This window comes from Endozoicomonas sp. ISHI1, assembly GCF_024606225.1.
Lineage (GTDB): Bacteria > Pseudomonadota > Gammaproteobacteria > Pseudomonadales > Endozoicomonadaceae > Endozoicomonas_A.
In genome coordinates this window covers 17,749-34,632 of the sequence record NZ_JAGRPU010000029.1, presented here as the reverse complement: position 1 = coordinate 34,632, position 16,884 = coordinate 17,749, and the positions used below count along the sequence as shown (strand labels likewise).

At 46.8% G+C, this 16,884-nt stretch carries 15 protein-coding genes; 6 read left to right on the top strand and 9 right to left on the bottom strand.

The genetic code is table 11. The features are described from left to right. Nucleotides 1-47: 47 nt before the first annotated feature. Nucleotides 48-215 (top strand): hypothetical protein, encoded by a 168-nt coding sequence (locus tag KBW69_RS17160; protein WP_257254396.1) that lies wholly within the window; start codon nt 48-50, stop codon nt 213-215. Here the strand turns inward: KBW69_RS17160 and KBW69_RS17155 are convergent. The 3 genes from KBW69_RS17155 to KBW69_RS17145 all read right to left on the bottom strand — a co-directional run bounded on the left by KBW69_RS17155 (nt 212) and on the right by KBW69_RS17145 (nt 6,399). Continuing rightward, a complete protein-coding gene (locus tag KBW69_RS17155; protein ID WP_257281642.1) occupies nt 212-2,146 on the bottom strand; it encodes a hypothetical protein in 1,935 nt (644 codons plus the stop codon). The genes KBW69_RS17160 and KBW69_RS17155 overlap by 4 nt on opposite strands. Before the next feature lie 271 nt (nt 2,147-2,417). Next, entirely contained in the window at nt 2,418-4,292 is a 1,875-nt protein-coding gene (locus KBW69_RS17150; RefSeq protein WP_257281641.1) for a hypothetical protein, read from the bottom strand. A gap of 355 nt (nt 4,293-4,647) precedes the next feature. Further along, nucleotides 4,648-6,399, bottom strand: coding sequence for a hypothetical protein (locus tag KBW69_RS17145; protein WP_257254936.1), 1,752 nt, complete (start codon nt 6,397-6,399; stop codon nt 4,648-4,650). 230 nt (nt 6,400-6,629) lie between these two features. Between KBW69_RS17145 and KBW69_RS17140 the strand changes: the two genes are divergently transcribed. Both KBW69_RS17140 and deoD read left to right on the top strand, forming a co-directional pair. After that, nucleotides 6,630-7,847: a phosphopentomutase gene (locus tag KBW69_RS17140; protein ID WP_257281640.1), complete on the top strand. Its 1,218-nt coding sequence runs from the start codon at nt 6,630-6,632 to the stop codon at nt 7,845-7,847. Between the two features lie 67 nt (nt 7,848-7,914). Continuing rightward, the gene (gene deoD, locus KBW69_RS17135; RefSeq protein ID WP_257254938.1) at nt 7,915-8,625 is read left to right on the top strand and encodes a purine-nucleoside phosphorylase; all 711 of its coding nucleotides are present in this window, start codon (nt 7,915-7,917) and stop codon (nt 8,623-8,625) included. 49 nt (nt 8,626-8,674) lie between these two features. Here the strand turns inward: deoD and serA are convergent, their stop codons facing one another. Both serA and KBW69_RS17125 read right to left on the bottom strand, forming a co-directional pair. Next, entirely contained in the window at nt 8,675-9,904 is a 1,230-nt protein-coding gene (gene serA / locus KBW69_RS17130; protein ID WP_257254940.1) for a phosphoglycerate dehydrogenase, read from the bottom strand. A gap of 241 nt (nt 9,905-10,145) precedes the next feature. After that, nucleotides 10,146-10,406, bottom strand: a complete 261-nt coding sequence (locus KBW69_RS17125; RefSeq protein WP_257254941.1) for a DUF4404 family protein — start codon at nt 10,404-10,406, stop codon at nt 10,146-10,148. Between the two features lie 153 nt (nt 10,407-10,559). Between KBW69_RS17125 and KBW69_RS17120 the strand changes: the two genes are divergently transcribed. Next, nucleotides 10,560-11,222: a fumarylacetoacetate hydrolase family protein gene (locus KBW69_RS17120; RefSeq protein WP_257254942.1), complete on the top strand. Its 663-nt coding sequence runs from the start codon at nt 10,560-10,562 to the stop codon at nt 11,220-11,222. 72 nt (nt 11,223-11,294) lie between these two features. Continuing rightward, complete coding sequence (locus tag KBW69_RS17115; protein ID WP_257254943.1) at nt 11,295-11,678, top strand: response regulator; 384 nt, start codon at nt 11,295-11,297, stop codon at nt 11,676-11,678. Nucleotides 11,679-11,692: 14 nt separating this feature from the next. Here the strand turns inward: KBW69_RS17115 and KBW69_RS17110 are convergent, their stop codons facing one another. The 3 genes from KBW69_RS17110 to KBW69_RS17100 all read right to left on the bottom strand — a co-directional run bounded on the left by KBW69_RS17110 (nt 11,693) and on the right by KBW69_RS17100 (nt 14,110). Next, nucleotides 11,693-12,094, bottom strand: coding sequence for an acyl-CoA thioesterase (locus KBW69_RS17110; protein ID WP_257254944.1), 402 nt, complete (start codon nt 12,092-12,094; stop codon nt 11,693-11,695). Nucleotides 12,095-12,198: 104 nt separating this feature from the next. Next, the gene (locus KBW69_RS17105; RefSeq protein WP_257254945.1) at nt 12,199-13,581 is read right to left on the bottom strand and encodes a TRAP transporter large permease subunit; all 1,383 of its coding nucleotides are present in this window, start codon (nt 13,579-13,581) and stop codon (nt 12,199-12,201) included. Beyond that, nucleotides 13,574-14,110, bottom strand: a complete 537-nt coding sequence (locus tag KBW69_RS17100) for a TRAP transporter small permease subunit (protein ID WP_257281639.1) — start codon at nt 14,108-14,110, stop codon at nt 13,574-13,576. The genes KBW69_RS17105 and KBW69_RS17100 overlap by 8 nt, the downstream gene beginning before the upstream one ends. Before the next feature lie 338 nt (nt 14,111-14,448). Between KBW69_RS17100 and KBW69_RS17095 the strand changes: the two genes are divergently transcribed. Continuing rightward, a complete protein-coding gene (locus KBW69_RS17095) occupies nt 14,449-15,414 on the top strand; it encodes a PstS family phosphate ABC transporter substrate-binding protein (protein ID WP_257254947.1) in 966 nt (321 codons plus the stop codon). 58 nt (nt 15,415-15,472) lie between these two features. Here the strand turns inward: KBW69_RS17095 and KBW69_RS17090 are convergent, their stop codons facing one another. Then, entirely contained in the window at nt 15,473-16,795 is a 1,323-nt protein-coding gene (locus KBW69_RS17090; RefSeq protein WP_257281638.1) for a Na+/H+ antiporter family protein, read from the bottom strand. Between the last annotated feature and the right edge of the window lie 89 nt (nt 16,796-16,884).

Sequence of the window (16,884 nt, the reverse complement as noted above, 5' to 3'; positions counted from 1 at the left end):
TTGAATTTGAATGCCCTGAATAAGGTAGTTTCGCCTGCCACGCCTCTGTGACCGTAATACTCAAGAACCCGGCAACCCTGATTTATCGAGCAGGCGATATCTGCATTGAAGCCGTTGCTGACCTCATCAAAACTTCGACCGCAATGCTACAACTGAATCTGCACAAATTTCCTGATAGCCCCGGTCTGAAAAAACTGGAAAAGTATCCAAACTAAACACCGTCAGGATTACCCCTGTCAGCTTCATCTCTGTCAGCAGGGATCGTGTTAACTTCAACTCCATTAACTTCAACTCCATTAACTTCAACTCCATTAACTTCAACTCCATTAACTTCAACCCTGTCAGCTTCAACCCTGTCATCTTCAACTCCGTCAGCATCAACTCCGTCAGCATCACCTCTGTTGGAATCACTACCTCTGTCAGCATCAGTACTGCCCACATCATTGCTTTCAGACTCACTACTGCCACTTTCATGAGGGCTGTTCATAGCAAATTCATAGTTAGACCCGAACCATTCGACGAATTCTCGCAAGTGGCTTATCCGTTCTCTCAGGTGTCGTGCCTTCTTCTCATATTTACTAAGCTCTTCTCCTTCTTGGCCTTCTGCTGCTTTTTCATCTTTGGCTGCGTCAATCTGCCTATCAAATATTTCCAACATATCATTTGATTGTTCATGCAGGCTCGCTAATCCTGTGCCGAGGGTTACCATTATCACTTGGTAATCATCTGCCTCAGTAAAAGCTATTTGTAATTGTTTCTCTATGAAGTCTTTCAGAGCTTGAAGTAATTCTCCAAATAATTCAGGACCTTCATTTCCATCATTGTATTTTGCATCTTCTGATACTTTCTTGAATGCTTCAAATAACCTCTGTTCTTTGCTTGTTGTGTCTGAAGAGTCAGTGTCGGTTTCTAACCACTTTGATTTTCTAAAATAACTTAACAGGTTTTCAATATGTGAATCTGTGAACTGTATAACGGAAGGATCAAGCAGCATGCTTATGGCATGAATCAAAGTCATAAATTGATTGTTAGAGGCAACTAACTTAGGATTGTTTTCACCATATGATTCTATTAGCTTTAACATTCGTTTATGTGATTTTATGTTGCGCTTATATAGCGGTATCCCGTTCTTCTCAACACCATAGTTGAGAAGGCTGGTAGCAGCTGCCAACAGTGGATCGGGTGATGCGCTGGATCTTTCGTCTTCTGAGTAAAAATTCAGTTGTTGCAAAAAATCAAGGCGCGCTTCTTCGAGTATTTTCAGGGCAGAAAAGACATTTTTGGATTCTTTAACATTACCTTTTAAAAGTTCGGGATCTTCGATGGGTTCTTTTATACCCAAAAGGTTACCCCTTGTGGCATGGAGCCTCCCTATACCAGACAAGCCGACAGCATGAAGCAGGAATGAGTTAAAAAAAACATTAGCCATTTGAGGGGATGACCCATTTGACTTGAGGGCTGTATAGTAACTCATCAACAACATCGCGAGGCTCTCTCGTTGTTGTGGTTTGCTTATATCGACAGGAGATTCGGCGCCCTGAATATCATACAGAACACTAATCAACGCATTTTGGTTTTCGTTGAGCGTTATGCCAAGAGTTTTTATCAAATGATCAATCATGCTTGCAATTGATCGGGCATGTTCGGGAGGGGTTTCCGGAATTTCCTCCAACATCATATTAATGTGGTTTGTATTAATATCTGTAGTTATGGCACGGATAATTTCGGAAATTACCCCATGGAGCATCACGGGGAGAGGAATTTCGATTAAAGATTGCAGCGGCTGTGCTGTAGCTCCCTCCGGTTCTGTTGAATTTTCATCCTTTTTTTCGCCTTGCTCATTTTCATAGTTCATGGCAAAGACAAGGTTGGTCGCATTCGGGTTGAGAACTAAAGTAGGGATATTCCCTACGTAAGCATTGTGATTAATCAAATCGTCCAGAAAGCTGGACTCTTTTGTTGGTTTTTCTAAAACAAGCCTCTCCACCGATGGTGTTGATAAACCATTTTTTGCCAGTAGTTCTGAGCAGGGGCAAGCCATCATGATGAGGCCAAGGGAAGCGGCAACCGACTGATTAGCCATGTTACGATGGAAAAAGATCGATTGCTTTGCGGTTGCTGATAATCGGGAAGCGGAGTTATTCATCAACATCTGCCTTTTTTAATTTATGGATGCCCTGATAAAGTAGTCCACAGATTGCAGAAGTGCCCAATTTTAAGCATCTTCAAACTCAGCCTGATCGCTCAGGCAACCCCGTTTTCTAAGCGCAGGAATTGCCGAGAGCTTGGAGTTCCAAGGTTCAAGGCCTGTGCACAAGGCAAGGCAGTTACAATCTGGACTTAAACCCGGGAGTGGCATTCGAACAGCGCAGAACCGGCTACTGCCAATGACGTTATGGGGCACAAATGGAACGGCCTTAAACAGTAACGTCTTCGAGCCAGCAGTTCGCCGGTAGCAGTTGGTTTGAAAGGACAGGAGGATTCATTTCTTCAGGACTACCTCTGTCAATATCATTGCTCTGAGAGTCACTGCTATCAGAGTCGCTGCTGTCAGAGTCACTGCTGTCAGAGTCGCTGCTGTCAGAGTCACTGCTGTCAGTGTCATAATGAGAGTTCACGGCAAAACCATAGTGAGATCCAAACCAATCCACGAAATCTTGCAAGTAATTTATCCGTTGTCCCAGGTGTTTTCTCTTCTTCTCTTCTTCGCTGAGCTCTCCCCGTGCTGCCTCGCCATGTTTAGCTCCATCAGCCTGCTCATTGGCACTGGCGTCAATACTTCGGTCAAGCATTAACAGAACTTTCCTTGATTGTTCTAAGAGGGCCTGAAATCCTGTGCCGAGGGTTACCATTATGAACTCGTAATCATTTTTTTCAGTAAACGTTTTTTGTAATTGTTGCTCTATGTATTTTTCCAGAGCCAGAAGTAATTGTTGAAATAATTCAGGATTTTCATTCCCCGGGTTTTCTTTTGCGTCGGTTATTAACTTTTGGAATACTTGAAATAATTTTTGTTCTTTGCCTTCAGAATCAGTAATGGTTTGATCCCAATTAGATGCAGTAAAATAACTCGACATATTGTCAATGAGTGTTTTTGCAAACTGTATAACGTAAGGATCAAGAGTCATGCTTATGGCATCAATTAAATTAATGAACAGGTTATTAGAGGCAACCAATTGTGATTTTTTTTTACCAAATCCTGTTAATTCTAACACCTTTAGCATTCGTTTAGCTGATTTTATATTACGCTCATAAAGTGGTAGTCCGATCTTATTAACACCACGGTTGAGTAGATTGGATACTTTTTCTAACACTGGATTCTGGACTTTTGTCTCGGATTCTTCAGCTTCTGAAGTATTTTTGATTTGTTTCAAAAAAAAATAAACGCGCATTTCTTCCTGCTTTCTTAGTCCAGCGAAGATTATTGCTGATTTTCTAACATTTTCTTTTAAAACGTCTTGATCTTCTGTGGGTTTGTCTGTGCCTAAAAGGTCACCTTTTATAGTATGGAGTTTTTCGATACCAGACAAGTCACAGGCGTGCAGTAGGAATGATAGAAAAAATTCATAAGCCATTTTATGGGGTAGCTTCTCTGAATTGATGGCCGTATAGTAAGCCAACATCAAGAGTGCAAGGCTCTGTTTTTGGTTTGGTTGGCCCATATCGACTGGCGTTGTGGTACCCTCAATGGACGATAGGACTAAATGCATTGTTATCATGTGACAATCAACCGGAATGCGAAGAGTTTGCATCAATTTCACAAGCATGCCATCAATTGTCAGGCTCTCATCGGGGGGGGTGACCGGAACGAAGTTCAACAGAGTGTCTAAGGTTTCTTGATCAATGCCTGTATTCAATTCCCGGATAATGTCACTCACTTCTGCGTGGGTCATGGGCGGGAGCGGAATTGTCGATAAAGGCCGTGGTATTTGTGCTCCAGCGCCTTCCGATTCTTCTGAATGCTCATCCGTTCTTTGTCCTTGTTCGTTTTCATGGTTCATAGCAAAGACAAGGTTGGTCGCATTCGTGTTGAGAGCTATAGTAGGGATATTCCCTACGTAGGTATTGTGATTAATCAAATCGTCCAGAAAGCTGGACTCTTTTGTTGTTTTTTCTAAAACAAGCCTCTCCTCCACTGGCGTTAATAAACCATTTTTTGCCAGTAATTCTGAACAGGGGCAAACCATCATGATGAGGCCGAGGGAAGCAGCAAGCGACTGATTAGGCTTGCCAAGATGGCAAAACATTGATCGTTTTGGTGTTTCAGGCAAGCGAGATAAGAAGTTATTCATCCACATCTGCTCTCATCAGTTTACAAATGTCCTGACAAAGTAGTCCATGTATTGCAGCAGTGCTCAATTTTAAGCGAAAGCCGGTCCCAGCCTGATCGCGCAGCCGGCTCCGTTTTCTAAGGCATTACCAAGAGCTCAGAGCTTCGTTCCCTTCAATCGTGGTTCAAAGCTTTTGGACAGGACGAGGCAGACAGAATGCAGGCTTTAATCGAACAATGCAGGACGCTGCAGAGCATCCGGCTATTGCCACTGAAGTTAGGGGTCACGAATGGATCGGCCGAAGCTACCGCCACGGAGTCAGTAGCCTGCCGGGAAGCATACTATTGGTATTCGGCCTGACAGAACAGGAAAAAAATTAATATTGAACTCCGTCAAGATTACCTCTGTCAGATTCACTACCGCAGGACTCACTGCTGTCAGAGTTATAAGGAGATCTTATGGCAAAATCATAGTAATACCTGCACCAATAGATGAAATCCTCCAAGGATTCTGTTTGTTCTTTCAGGTATTTGTTCTTCTCTTCACTGCTAAGCTTTCTTTCTTCTGATCCCTCGGCAGCCTCGTCGTGTTTGGCTTCATCAGCCTGCCCGTCGGCATCGTTGTCAGTCGTTGGGAGCATTGCAAATATAGCTTCTGATTGCTCCAGCAGATCCGTAAGTCCTGAGCTTAAGGTTAACATTATGACTTGGTAATCATTTGAGGCAATGAAAATTTTATGTAATCTTTGCGCTATGTATTTTCTTATGGCTGTAAGTAATTCTTGAAATAATTCAGGACTTCTATTTCCCGGCTTGTCTTTTGCGGCAGTTAATATCTTTTTAAATATTTCAAATAATTTCTGTTCTTTGCCCTCAGAGTCAATAAAGGTTTGATTCCAATATGATGCGCTAAAATAGCTCGACATATTGTTAATATTTTCATTTGCGGATTGTATATCGAAAGGATCAAGCATCATGCTTATGACATGAATGAAAGTCATGAACTGACTATTCGAAGCAATTAATTCCGGGTTTCCTTCACCATGTTCTTCTATCAGCGTTAGCATACGTTCATAGGATCTTATATTACGCTGATAAAACGGTATTCCGTTCTTATTAAGGCCATTGTTGAGTAGACCGGAAGCTTTTTTTAGCACTGAATCGTCGAATGATGTCTCGGAATCTGAAGCTTTTAAGCGAACGTCCATTTGTTCCAAAAACCTAATGCGCATTTCATCCAGCAACCTGAGGCCAACGAAAACTGAAGCAGATTTTTTAACATTCGCTTTTAAAATTTCGTAATCTTCTATTGGTTTATCTGTACCTAAAAGGTCACCTTTTTGAGCATGGAGTCTCTCGATACCAGACAAGCCAGAGGCGTGCAGCAGGAATGAGTTAAAAAAGTCATAAGCTGTTTCAGGGGATACTCCATTTGAATTGATGGCTGTATAGTAAGCCAACAACAACATCGCAAGGCTTTGCCGTTGTTCTGGTTTGGTCAAATCGACAGGAGATTGGGTACCCTGGATAGAAGGTAGTACGACTTCCATCATTTTCTGGCTATCATCGTCCAAAATGCGGTGAGTTTGTATCAATTTCCGAAGCATGCTTTCAATTGTCAGGCTCTCATTGGGCGGGGTTACAGGGATGAAGTTCAACATAATGTTTAAGGTTTCTTGATCAATGCCTGTATTTAACTCCCGGATAGTTGCAATGACTTCTGCGTGGGTCATGGGCGGGAGTGGAATTGTCATTAAAGACTGCGGTAGTTGTGCTCCAGCACCTTCCGATGCCTCTGAATGCTCCTTTTTTTCGCCTTGCTCATTTTCATGGTTCATGGCAAATATAAGATGGCTTGCAACCGAATTGAGAAAATATCGAGAGTCTTCCCCTATATAATCATAATGGTTAATATACTCGTCCAGTAAGTTAGACTGCTTAGTTCTTTTATCTTCAACAAATATCTCCTCCTCTGGCGTTGGCAGAAGATTTTCTGCCCGCAGTTTTGAACAGGGGTAAGCCATTATGATGAGGCCGAGGGAAGCAGCAACCCACTGAATAGCTTTGTCACGATGGATGAATATCGATTGTCTCACCGTTTCGGGTAATCGAGAAATGGAGTAACTCATCAACATCAGCCCTCTTTGGTTTATGAATGCCCTGATAAGGTAGTCCCCGGATTGCACAAGTGCGCAATTTTAAGCGCCTTCCTCAATTGAGCATAGGGTGAGCGTGTGAAAGTGCATTCAGCTCAGTTACTTTCCTGACTCTCTCTGGATTAGGTATTAATCACTGTGCTGCTCTGTATCTTTCTGAGTAATAATTAAGGGACTCGCAAGGAGTTGGTAGGGTATCTCACATGAAACGAGCAATTGTCCTGGTGATGGACTCGTTCGGGGTTGGCGCCAGCGCTGATGCCGATCAGTTTGGTGATGCAGGCTCAAACACGATTGGCCACATCGCCAAGGCCTGTTCACAAGGCGAGGCAGACATTGGTCGACGGGGTGTACTTGAATTGCCAATATTTGCCAGTCTTGGTTTGTTGCACGCGGCTAAAGATTCCTCAGGGGCCTTTCCTGCCGGCATGAACACCGATGTAAAGCTGATCGGTGCCCACGGTTACGCCAGAGAAATTTCCAGTGGTAAGGACACCCCCAGCGGTCACTGGGAAATGATGGGCGCTCCTGTATTGTTCGACTGGGGCTACTTCAAGGATAAGGAGAACAGTTTTCCACAGGAACTGCTGGATCAACTGGTCGAAAAATCCGGAATACCCGGTGTTATAGGTAATTGCCATGCTTCAGGGACAACCATTCTGGAACACCTGGGCGAAGAGCACATGCGCACTGGCAAGCCCATTGTTTACACATCGACCGACAGCGTTTTTCAGATTGCCTGCCATGAAGAGACTTTTGGTCTGGAAAGACTTTATGAATTTTGTGAAATCGCTCGTGAGCTACTTGACCCCTATAATATTGGCCGTGTCATAGCCCGTCCTTTCGTGGGTGATGACGCCGGAGACTTCCAGCGAACAGGGAATCGACGGGATTACTCTGTTTTACCACCTGCTCCCACCCTGCTGGATAAGCTGGTGGCCAGTGGTGGCGAAGTGCTCAGTGTCGGAAAAATCGCTGATATTTTTGCTCATCAGGGTATTACCAAAAAGTTCAAGGCGACCGGCATTCCGGCTTTGTTTGAAACCACCATGCAAGCTCTGGAGTCGGCCGGAGATCGTTCCCTGATCTTTACCAACTTTGTTGATTTTGATTCATCCTTTGGCCATCGTCGTGATGTGGCTGGTTATGCCCGTGCTCTGGAAGAACTGGACGCCATGATGCCGAGACTGCTCAACGCCATGCAGGAAGACGATGTGCTGATCATCAGTGCTGATCATGGCTGCGATCCTACCTGGCACGGTACAGACCATACCCGTGAACATATACCCGTGCTGGTCTTTGGCAAAAAGGTGCCGCCGGTTTCACTGGGTGGGCGGGAAACCTTCGCAGATATCGGCCAGAGTCTGGCCAGTTTCTTTGATCTGGAGCCCATGGACTATGGGACCAGTTTTTTGTCATAAGCTGGGCTGACTATTTACACGCGTGCTCTGCACGGCCCGCTTTTTGATAAGCTTTAGAGAGGAAAAAATGACCCCTCATATTCATGCCAAACCCGGTGCTTTTGCCGATGTCTGCCTGATGCCAGGTGATCCACTCCGTGCCAGGTACATTGCCGAGAACTTTCTGGAAGGCGCTGAACGGGTAAACGATGTTCGTAATATGTTTGGTTACACCGGAACATATAAGAATCGTCGTGTATCAGTAATGGGTTCAGGGATGGGCATTCCTTCAGCCTCCATTTACTACAAGGAACTGATCACTGAATACGGTGTGAACAAGCTGATTCGCATTGGTTCCTGTGGTGCAATCTCTTCCGATGTGAAGCTGCGCGATATAGTGATTGGTATGGGGGCGAGCACTGACTCGAAAGTGAACCGTATCCGATTTAATAACCACGACTTCGCAGCTATTGCAGATTTTGGTCTGCTGGAGAATGCCGTCAAGAGTGCCCGTGACAAAAGGATGCCGGTAAAAGTTGGTAATATCTACACTTCGGATCTTTTTTACAGTCCGGATATTCAGATGTTCGACACCATGGAAAAGCATGGCATCCTGGGCGTTGAAATGGAAGCAGCAGGCCTTTATGGCGTATGTGCGGAGTTTGGTGCCAAAGGTCTGGCAATCTGCACTGTCAGTGATCATATTCGTAAGGGCGAGGCCTTGTCTCCTGAAGACAGGCAGACCTCCCTGGACGAAATGATCGTGTTGGCTCTGGACTCTGTGCTGGTCGGAGACTGATCCCCCCATCGCTCCTGTCAGATCTCTGACTGGAGCTTGAGCGCCTGACTCAGTATAGAACCCGGCAACGAATGGTACCGTCGATTTCTTTCAGCTTCTCCAGTGCAATCTCACTGTGATCGGCATCTACGTCAATGACCACATAACCGACGGATTCATTGGTTTGCAGGAACTGACCGCTGATGTTGATGTTGTTCTGGGAGAAGACCTTGTTGATGGCTACCAGCACTCCGGGAATGTTCTCGTGAATGTGCAGGATGCGATGCTTGTCGGGATGTCCAGGCAATGACACTTCGGGGAAGTTCACAGACGACAAGGTTGTACCATTGTCGCTGTACATAATAAACTTCTCGGAAACTTCACGACCGATATTTTCCTGCGCTTCCTGAGTACTGCCACCCACGTGAGGCGTCAAAATCACATTATCCAGTCCACGCAGAGGGCTGACAAACTCGTCATTGTTAGAGCGTGGCTCTTCCGGGAAAACATCAATCGCAGCACCCAGCAACTTGCCTGTTTCAATCGCTGAGGCCAGAGACTGAATGTCGACAACGGTTCCACGAGAAGCATTGATCAGAACGCTACCTTCTTTCATGGCCGCAAACTGCACTTCACCAAACATCCATTGAGTGGCGGGTGTTTCAGGAACGTGCAGGCTGACAACATCAGACATGGCCAGCAGATCATTCAGACTGCCGACCTGACTGGCATTACCGATGGACAGTTTGGTTACCACATCGTAATAATAAACGTCCATGCCCATGGATTCAGCCAAAACACTCAGCTGGCTTCCGATACTGCCATAACCAATAATACCCAGCTTTTTGCCGCGAATCTCATAGGAATTGACGGCACTCTTCTGCCAGCCACCCCGGTGAGCAACGGCATTCTTTTCAGGTACACCTCGCAAAAGAAGAATGGCTTCAGCCAGAACCAGCTCAGCGACAGAGCGCGTATTGGAATAAGGGGCATTAAAGACCGGAATTCCCCGGGAGGTAGCAGCATCCAGCTCCACCTGATTGGTACCGATACAGAAACAACCCACAGCAATCAGCTTCCGGGCTGCAGCAAAGACGTCTTCTGTCAGCTGGGTTCGGGATCGAATGCCTACAAAGTGTACTTCGGAAATCCGGCGCTTCAGCTCTTCTTCCGGCAGGGACTTGGATACATAATCAATATTGGTATAGCCGGAAGCTTCAAGCACTTCCACAGCAGACTGATGAACCCCTTCCAGAAGAAGGAATCGAATCTTACTCTTGTCCAGGGAAATAGAGGGCATAACAATAGCTCGGATATCTTTTTATCTACCATGAAAAGTACTCCAGCCAAAAGAGTGTGAAGCACGGTCTATGGCTGAATACAACCGGAGTCATCTGGTTTTATAACCGACCGGGGTGGGGATAATAGCATAAAAAAGAGAAAAACCCTTACCTTGGGTGTATAAATGCTACGCTCGTTGCCCAATCACAACTTCAGGGTTTAAACCTCAGGTGCAGAGCAGTTATGATGAATTTTTTGTTTCAGACACCTATGCTTGATAGCGTAGTCAGAATCTGCCTGATAGCCTGAGACAATGCAGGATGTTCTTCGGAAAACTTGATCGCTTCCTGTTCAAGCTGTTCATTGTAATCCTGCAGGGGAATGTCACCTTCCGCCTGAGCCAGAGCCAGCTGTAGCTCATCGGTAATTTGCTTGAGCGCCCCTGCAGTACAATCATCCACTGGCTGTCCTTCAAGCAGGTCATGCAGATTCTGGATATTTAGGTGGAGTTCTTCAGACATGACGCGCTCCTGTGATCAGGTTAATCTGGAAAACAGAATCTTTGTACTGTGAATGATAGCTTCAGCAGTCGAACCCGGCTGATAAATACTAGCGATGTGCCAGATCATGAGCAAAAGAAAAATACAAGAACAAACAAGCAACAAGGAAGCCTTATGAAGTACAGGCACCATTGGCTAAGTGGCGACCGCATTGACTTGCCGACCGGCAAAGTGGTCTGTGTTGGTCGAAATTATGCCGAGCACATTCGGGAGTTGAATAATCCACTGCCCGATGACCCGGTGTTGTTTATCAAACCTTCAACATCACTGACATCTCTGGAAATGCCCTTTGCTATTCCCATTGATCGCGGAGAAGTTCATTACGAAACAGAAATAGCGATTCTGATGGATACCCGACTCCACAATGCCAGCGAGAGTGAGAGCATAAATGCCATCAAGGCGATGGGACTGGCACTGGATCTGACACTCCGGGATGTCCAGTTCCGGCTGAAAGAAAAAGGGCTGCCCTGGGAAGTGGCCAAAGCGTTTGATGGCAGTTGCCCTGTTTCGGGGTTTGTTGCCAGAGAGCACCTGCCCAATTTTGATGACATTCGCTTCAGCCTTAAAGTCAATGGTCAGACACGTCAGGAAGACACTTCAGCCCATATGCTGACCTCCATTCCGGGACTGATCAGCTACATAAGCCGCCATTTCACACTGGAACCCGGTGATATTGTCCTCACAGGCACTCCGGCCGGTGTCGGTCCTCTGAAACAGGGAGATCAGCTGGAATTGGCTATTTCTGAGCGGTTTAGTCTGGCAACATCCTGTATCTAAAGAACTCAGTATTTTTTCAGATATTGATGGTATAGAAATCAGGCCACAGGCAAAGGAAGGCCGGTGTCAGCGATGGAAACCCACAGCCTCCACATTCTGGTGGTGGAAGATAGTCAAGTGAACCAGATGGTGGCCAAAAAGCTGCTGGAAAAGTTAGGCTGTACCTGCAAAATGGCCCGCAATGGTCAGGAAGCGCTAGACATGCTTGAGACTTCAGAGGCCTTCGACCTGATTCTTATGGATTGCATGATGCCCATCATGGATGGTCTGGAAGCCAGTGAAAAAATCAGAGCCTCCGGCCAAAGTTACGCCGGTATACCCATTATTGCCTTCACAGCGAGTACCTCGGAATCGGATAAGATCGCTTGCAAGTCTGCCGGTATGGATGATTTTCTGGACAAACCGATCACACTTGCCGGCTTATCAGAAAAGCTGGCTCTGTGGACCAGATGCTGAAACTGCCTTGATTCCTAAGGGCTTCCGTCACTGTGGATCCGACTCGTTCTACCTTCTGAATCTATGGCTACAAAAACCATACTGGCTTCAGTCAACTTGGTACGACCGTTTTTGTCTTCAACCCAGGCTTCTACCACTATCCGAATCGACGTTTTGCCGACCTCTGTCACCCTTGTGAACAGTGCAAGAATATCGCCCATTTTCACTGAGCGCATAAAACTCATACTTCCGATGCTCACAGTGACAACACGTCCTGTAGCAATCTTTCTGGCCATAATCGAACCGGCCTGATCGATCTGCATGGCGACCCAGCCACCAAAGACATCGCCTGTCGTATTGACGGACTGGTAGTCCGCCAGCACTTTCAGTGTTAGTTCTCCCTGAGGTCCGGGAGCAAGATCATTATCCAGTTCCATATTACTCTCTTGTATTTAATGTTTTTATTTTTTGGCGCAACTGACTCTGAAAATCCTTATAGCTTAAAAAGAGTGTCAGGTTGTTTCTTGCGCTCAGGATCTTCTTAACCGTAAAACTTTTCCGGAAGCCATGTAGCTATTTCCGGCCAGACTGCCAGTGCACACAGCAATATCAGCTGGATCATCACAAAAGGCACGACACCTTTATAAATATCAGACGTTGTCACTTCTGTGGGAGCCACCCCCCTGAGATAAAACAGCGCAAAGCCAAATGGCGGTGTCAGAAATGAGGTCTGCAAGTTGATAGCCATCATGATGCCCAGCCAGACAGGATCGAGTCCCATGGCCAGCAGAACCGGTCCGACCAGAGGCACGATAACAAACGTTATTTCAATAAAGTCCAGGATAAATCCGAGCAGGAACATCACCAGCATGACCACCAGAACCGCTGTCAATTTCCCTCCTGGCATATGGGTGAATAACTCATGAATCAGCTCTTCGCCGCCAAAGCCCCTAAACACCAGAGAAAAGACAGAAGCACCGATCAGGATTAAAAACACCATGCAGGTCACTTTTGTCGTATTAGACAGTGTTTTGGATAACGTCTGAAACGTTAACTGTCGTTTCATTACAGCTAGCAAAAAAGCACCGATTGCACCCACACCCGCTGCTTCTGTTGGTGTCGCGGCTCCTGCCAGAATCGATCCCAGCACTAAGCCAATCAAGAGCAGTGGGGGCAACAGATTCATGAGCAGATAAGTATTATCCCCCTCATCATAAGCCCCGATATCTTCATCAGACAGACCAGGCGCCGCTGCCGGATTGCTCCAGGCTACGATCAGCAGATAGAGAGCATAGGCAGCCACCAGAATCAGGCCGGGGATAATAGCCCCGACAAACAGATCACCCACCGAAACGGTTTCGGGAGAGAAGATTCCCATCTTCAGCTGGGCCTGCTGGTAGGCTGTGGATAAAACATCGCCCAATAAAACCAGAGCAATGGACGGAGGGATAATCTGACCGAGACTGCCGGTGGCACAGATGGTTCCTGTGGCCAGAGACGCGGAGTAACCCCGCTTCAGCATGGTGGGCAAAGACAGTAAGCCCATGGTCACAACCGTTGCTCCGACAATACCGGTACTGGCAGCCAGCAGCATCCCGACCAGGGTGACGGATAGCCCCAGACCACCTCTCATTCGTCCAAAAAGGCGAGCCATACTTTCCAACAGCCCTTCAGCCACTCTGGACTTTTCCAGCATGCAGCCCATGAATACAAACAGAGGCACAGCCATCAGAGTCTGATTGGTCATTATGCCAAACAGGCGACTGGGCAGGGCATTGAGAAAAGACGGGTCAAACAATCCGGTCAGAACGCCAACCCCGGCAAAAGCCAGGGCAGTACCCGCCAGTGAAAAGGCTACCGGATAGCCCACCAGTAACACCATGCAGACGGCTGCAAACATCAGTATTGGAATGTACTCAGCCATCTTCCGGGGACTCCTTCCCTGCGAGAATAAGCACGGACCGCAATAACTCTGCCATGCCCTGCAACAGCAGGGTGACAACAAACACCAGAATCAGGCTTTTCAAAAGATACACCAGCGGTAAGCCGCCCGGGTCCGATGATGTTTCCATGATCCTCCAGGAACGGGAAACATAGTCAAAACTCATCAAACCAATAAACAGGCAGACCGGGAACAACAGAAACAGGGTTCCCAGGCCGTTCACCCATCCCCGTTGTCTGGCGCTCATACGGTTGTAGAAAACGTCTACCCGAACATGACCGCCCTGCTTCAGCGTATAGCTGCTGGCACCGAGAAAAATAAGTGCGTGGAAATACATCGCCAGTTCCTGAAGGGCAATGGAACCGGAGTTGAACCAGTAGCGAAGAACAACGACGAGACAGACACTGACGACCAGTAACAGGTTAAACCCGCTCAGAAGACGTCCAAATCTCTCTGTTAATCCATCAATACCGGCGACTGCTGTTCTTATCATTTTCCAGCCGGTGGTCATTTTTATCCTGCCTGTTACATCAATTTATTATTATTCTTGTTGAGAAAATTTCTGCCATTCTGTTGGTAGAAGATCCGTTCTTCAGGAACATGTCCCATGATTGTTGTCCGGAATTATAACGACAGCTTGAAAGCAGTTGTACCCTGTCCGGGCATTTCTTCAGCAATCTTCAATCAGCAAAAGATTGAAGACAGTGGTACCAAGTTATGAATATTGCGGATAAACAGCTGTCACTTTCAGTCATATAACTGTCACATTTTCATCTTATAGTTTTTGCCAGTAGACAAATGCCTGTAGCTGTAAGAGAGGCTAAAAAAATCCCTTTAGGAGAAATACGAATGAAGCTTAAAGCTCTGATAACAACAATTGCCCTTGTGACTGGGATGCAGGCTGCCTCTGCCAGTCAGATCGACGCTGAGATCCCAACTTATAAGAAAGCCAGCGGCGTATCAGGCAATCTATCCAGTGTCGGTTCTGATACTCTGGCCAACCTGATGACCCTGTGGGCAGAGGATTTCAAGCGTGAATACCCAAATGTGAATGTACAGATTCAGGCTGCAGGCTCTTCTACTGCGCCACCCGCTCTGACTGAAGGGACTTCCAACATTGGCCCCATGAGTCGCAAGATGAAAGACAAGGAACTGGAAGCTTTTGAGAAAAAGCACGGCTACAAGCCCACTGCAGTTCCAGTTGCAATTGACGCTCTGGCGGTTTTTGTCAACAAGGACAACCCTATCAAGGGTCTGACCATGGCTCAGGTGGACGCTATTTTTTCCTCTACCCGCAAGTGCGGTGGCGACAAAGACATCAGTACCTGGGGTGGTGTAGGTCTGGAAGGAGCCTGGAAAAACCGCTCAATCCAGCTTTACGGCCGTAATTCAGTATCCGGCACCTATGGTTACTTCAAGAAAAAAGCCTTGTGTAAAGGTGACTTCCGTAACAACGTAAACGAACAGCCTGGTTCTGCTTCTGTCGTTCAGTCTGTCAGTGCTTCTGTAAACGGCATTGGCTACTCCGGTATTGGCTACCAGACTTCCAGCGTCCGTACCGTACCCCTGGCCAAGAAAGCCGGTCAGCCATTTGTTGAAGCAACGCCAGCTAACGCTGTAAACAACTCTTACCCACTGTCTCGTTTCCTGTATGTATACGTCAACAAGCAGCCCAACAAGAAGCTGCCTCCTTTGGAAGGCGAATTTTTGAAGATGGTGCTGTCTCAGCAAGGTCAGGAAGTGGTTGTTAAAGACGGTTACATCCCACTCCCTGCCAAGGTTGTTGAAAAGTATCTATCTGAACTTGATCTTTAATTCACAGATTCATAAGTGATTCGCACGGGGCCATCTGGCCCTGTTTGTGTTTTCGGAATCAGAGAATCATGGCGGCAATCCAGCCAAAAATGATCATCGGGATGTTAAAGTGCAGAAAGGTAGGAATCACCGAATCCCGAATGTGGTCGTGCTGACCATCCACATTCAAACCGGCGGTGGGACCAATGGTGGATTCCGAAACCGGAGAGCCTGCATCACCTAACGCTCCGGCGGCTCCCACAAGACAGGCTACGGCCAGTGGCGTAAAACCAAGTTCCATACCCAGTGGCACATAAAGGGTGGCAATGATCGGAACCGTTGAGAACGAAGAGCCAATCCCCATCGTGATTAGCAAACCGACCAGAAGCATAAGAATGGCCGCAAGGGCCTGACTGCCTCCCACAAAAATCTGCACCTGACTCACCAGTGCCGGAATATCTTTTGTTGAACGCAGCACTTCCGCAAAGCCCGCGGCCGAGATCATGATGAAGCCAAAAACGGCCATCATTCGCAGGCCCTCATTGAATACCTCATCCGCTTCCCGCCAGTAGACTACCCGCCCGATGACCATTGTAATAAAACCCATTGCGGCCCCCAGAACCATGGAACCTGTCATCAACTGACTTACCAGCACCAGCACGATGGCAATGGCAGAGGTAATGATGGCAGCCTTGCTTAACTGAACATCTTGTCCGTGGATCAAAAGGGTTTCTTCTACACGATAGGCTCTCGGCTTTCGATAACTGAAAAAAACCGCTATCAGTAATCCCAGAAACATGCCAAAAACGGGAATCGCCATCGCCAGTGGCATCTGGCTCAATTCAATATCCAGCCCATTTTCATGGAGGTTGCCACCAAGAATCTGGTTCAGATACACACTGCCAAACCCTATAGGGAAGAGCATGTAGGTCGCGGTAAGTCCAAAGGTAATAAGGCAGGCTACCTGACGACGATCAATTGCCATAGCACTGAATACCGATAACAAAGGAGGAATCAGTATGGGAATAAAAGCTATATGGATAGGTATCAAGTTCTGGGAAGAAAAAGCCATCAACACAAGCGTCAGGAACAAACTGTATTTTAGCTTTACATTATTCTGCGAATTGTTGCTGCCTTTCACTTTGCGAATGATCTTCCCGGCCATCCACTCGGGTATGCCGGAGCGACCAATGGCCATGGCAAAAGCCCCCAGCATAGCGTAACTGATGGCAATGCCCACACCACCGCCCAGGCCTCTTGAAAATGCCTCAAGCGTCTGGACAATATCCAGACCTCCAATCAGTCCCCCGGCCATAGCCCCAATAAAGAGCGCCAGAACCACATTCACGCGCAACAAACTCAATGCGAGCATGACGGCGACAGCCAGAATCACTGCGTTCATATTATTTCCACATTGTACTTTATCGTTATTACGGCCAGCGGCTATCTACTGTGAAGCATGAACAATAGCGGCATAAGTAGATTGTAGTT

Coding starts and splice junctions, on each gene's coding strand:
- KBW69_RS17140 (WP_257281640.1), top strand. CDS start 6,630: ATGAAACGAGCAATTGTCCTGGTGATGGACTCGTTCGGGGTTGGCGCC.
- KBW69_RS17150 (WP_257281641.1), bottom strand. CDS start 4,292: ATGAATAACTTCTTATCTCGCTTGCCTGAAACACCAAAACGATCAATG.
- KBW69_RS17115 (WP_257254943.1), top strand. CDS start 11,295: ATGGAAACCCACAGCCTCCACATTCTGGTGGTGGAAGATAGTCAAGTG.
- KBW69_RS17105 (WP_257254945.1), bottom strand. CDS start 13,581: ATGGCTGAGTACATTCCAATACTGATGTTTGCAGCCGTCTGCATGGTG.
- KBW69_RS17145 (WP_257254936.1), bottom strand. CDS start 6,399: ATGAGTTACTCCATTTCTCGATTACCCGAAACGGTGAGACAATCGATA.
- KBW69_RS17125 (WP_257254941.1), bottom strand. CDS start 10,406: ATGTCTGAAGAACTCCACCTAAATATCCAGAATCTGCATGACCTGCTT.
- deoD (WP_257254938.1), top strand. CDS start 7,915: ATGACCCCTCATATTCATGCCAAACCCGGTGCTTTTGCCGATGTCTGC.
- serA (WP_257254940.1), bottom strand. CDS start 9,904: ATGCCCTCTATTTCCCTGGACAAGAGTAAGATTCGATTCCTTCTTCTG.
- KBW69_RS17120 (WP_257254942.1), top strand. CDS start 10,560: ATGAAGTACAGGCACCATTGGCTAAGTGGCGACCGCATTGACTTGCCG.
- KBW69_RS17090 (WP_257281638.1), bottom strand. CDS start 16,795: ATGAACGCAGTGATTCTGGCTGTCGCCGTCATGCTCGCATTGAGTTTG.
- KBW69_RS17155 (WP_257281642.1), bottom strand. CDS start 2,146: ATGAATAACTCCGCTTCCCGATTATCAGCAACCGCAAAGCAATCGATC.
- KBW69_RS17095 (WP_257254947.1), top strand. CDS start 14,449: ATGAAGCTTAAAGCTCTGATAACAACAATTGCCCTTGTGACTGGGATG.
- KBW69_RS17110 (WP_257254944.1), bottom strand. CDS start 12,094: ATGGAACTGGATAATGATCTTGCTCCCGGACCTCAGGGAGAACTAACA.
- KBW69_RS17100 (WP_257281639.1), bottom strand. CDS start 14,110: ATGACCACCGGCTGGAAAATGATAAGAACAGCAGTCGCCGGTATTGAT.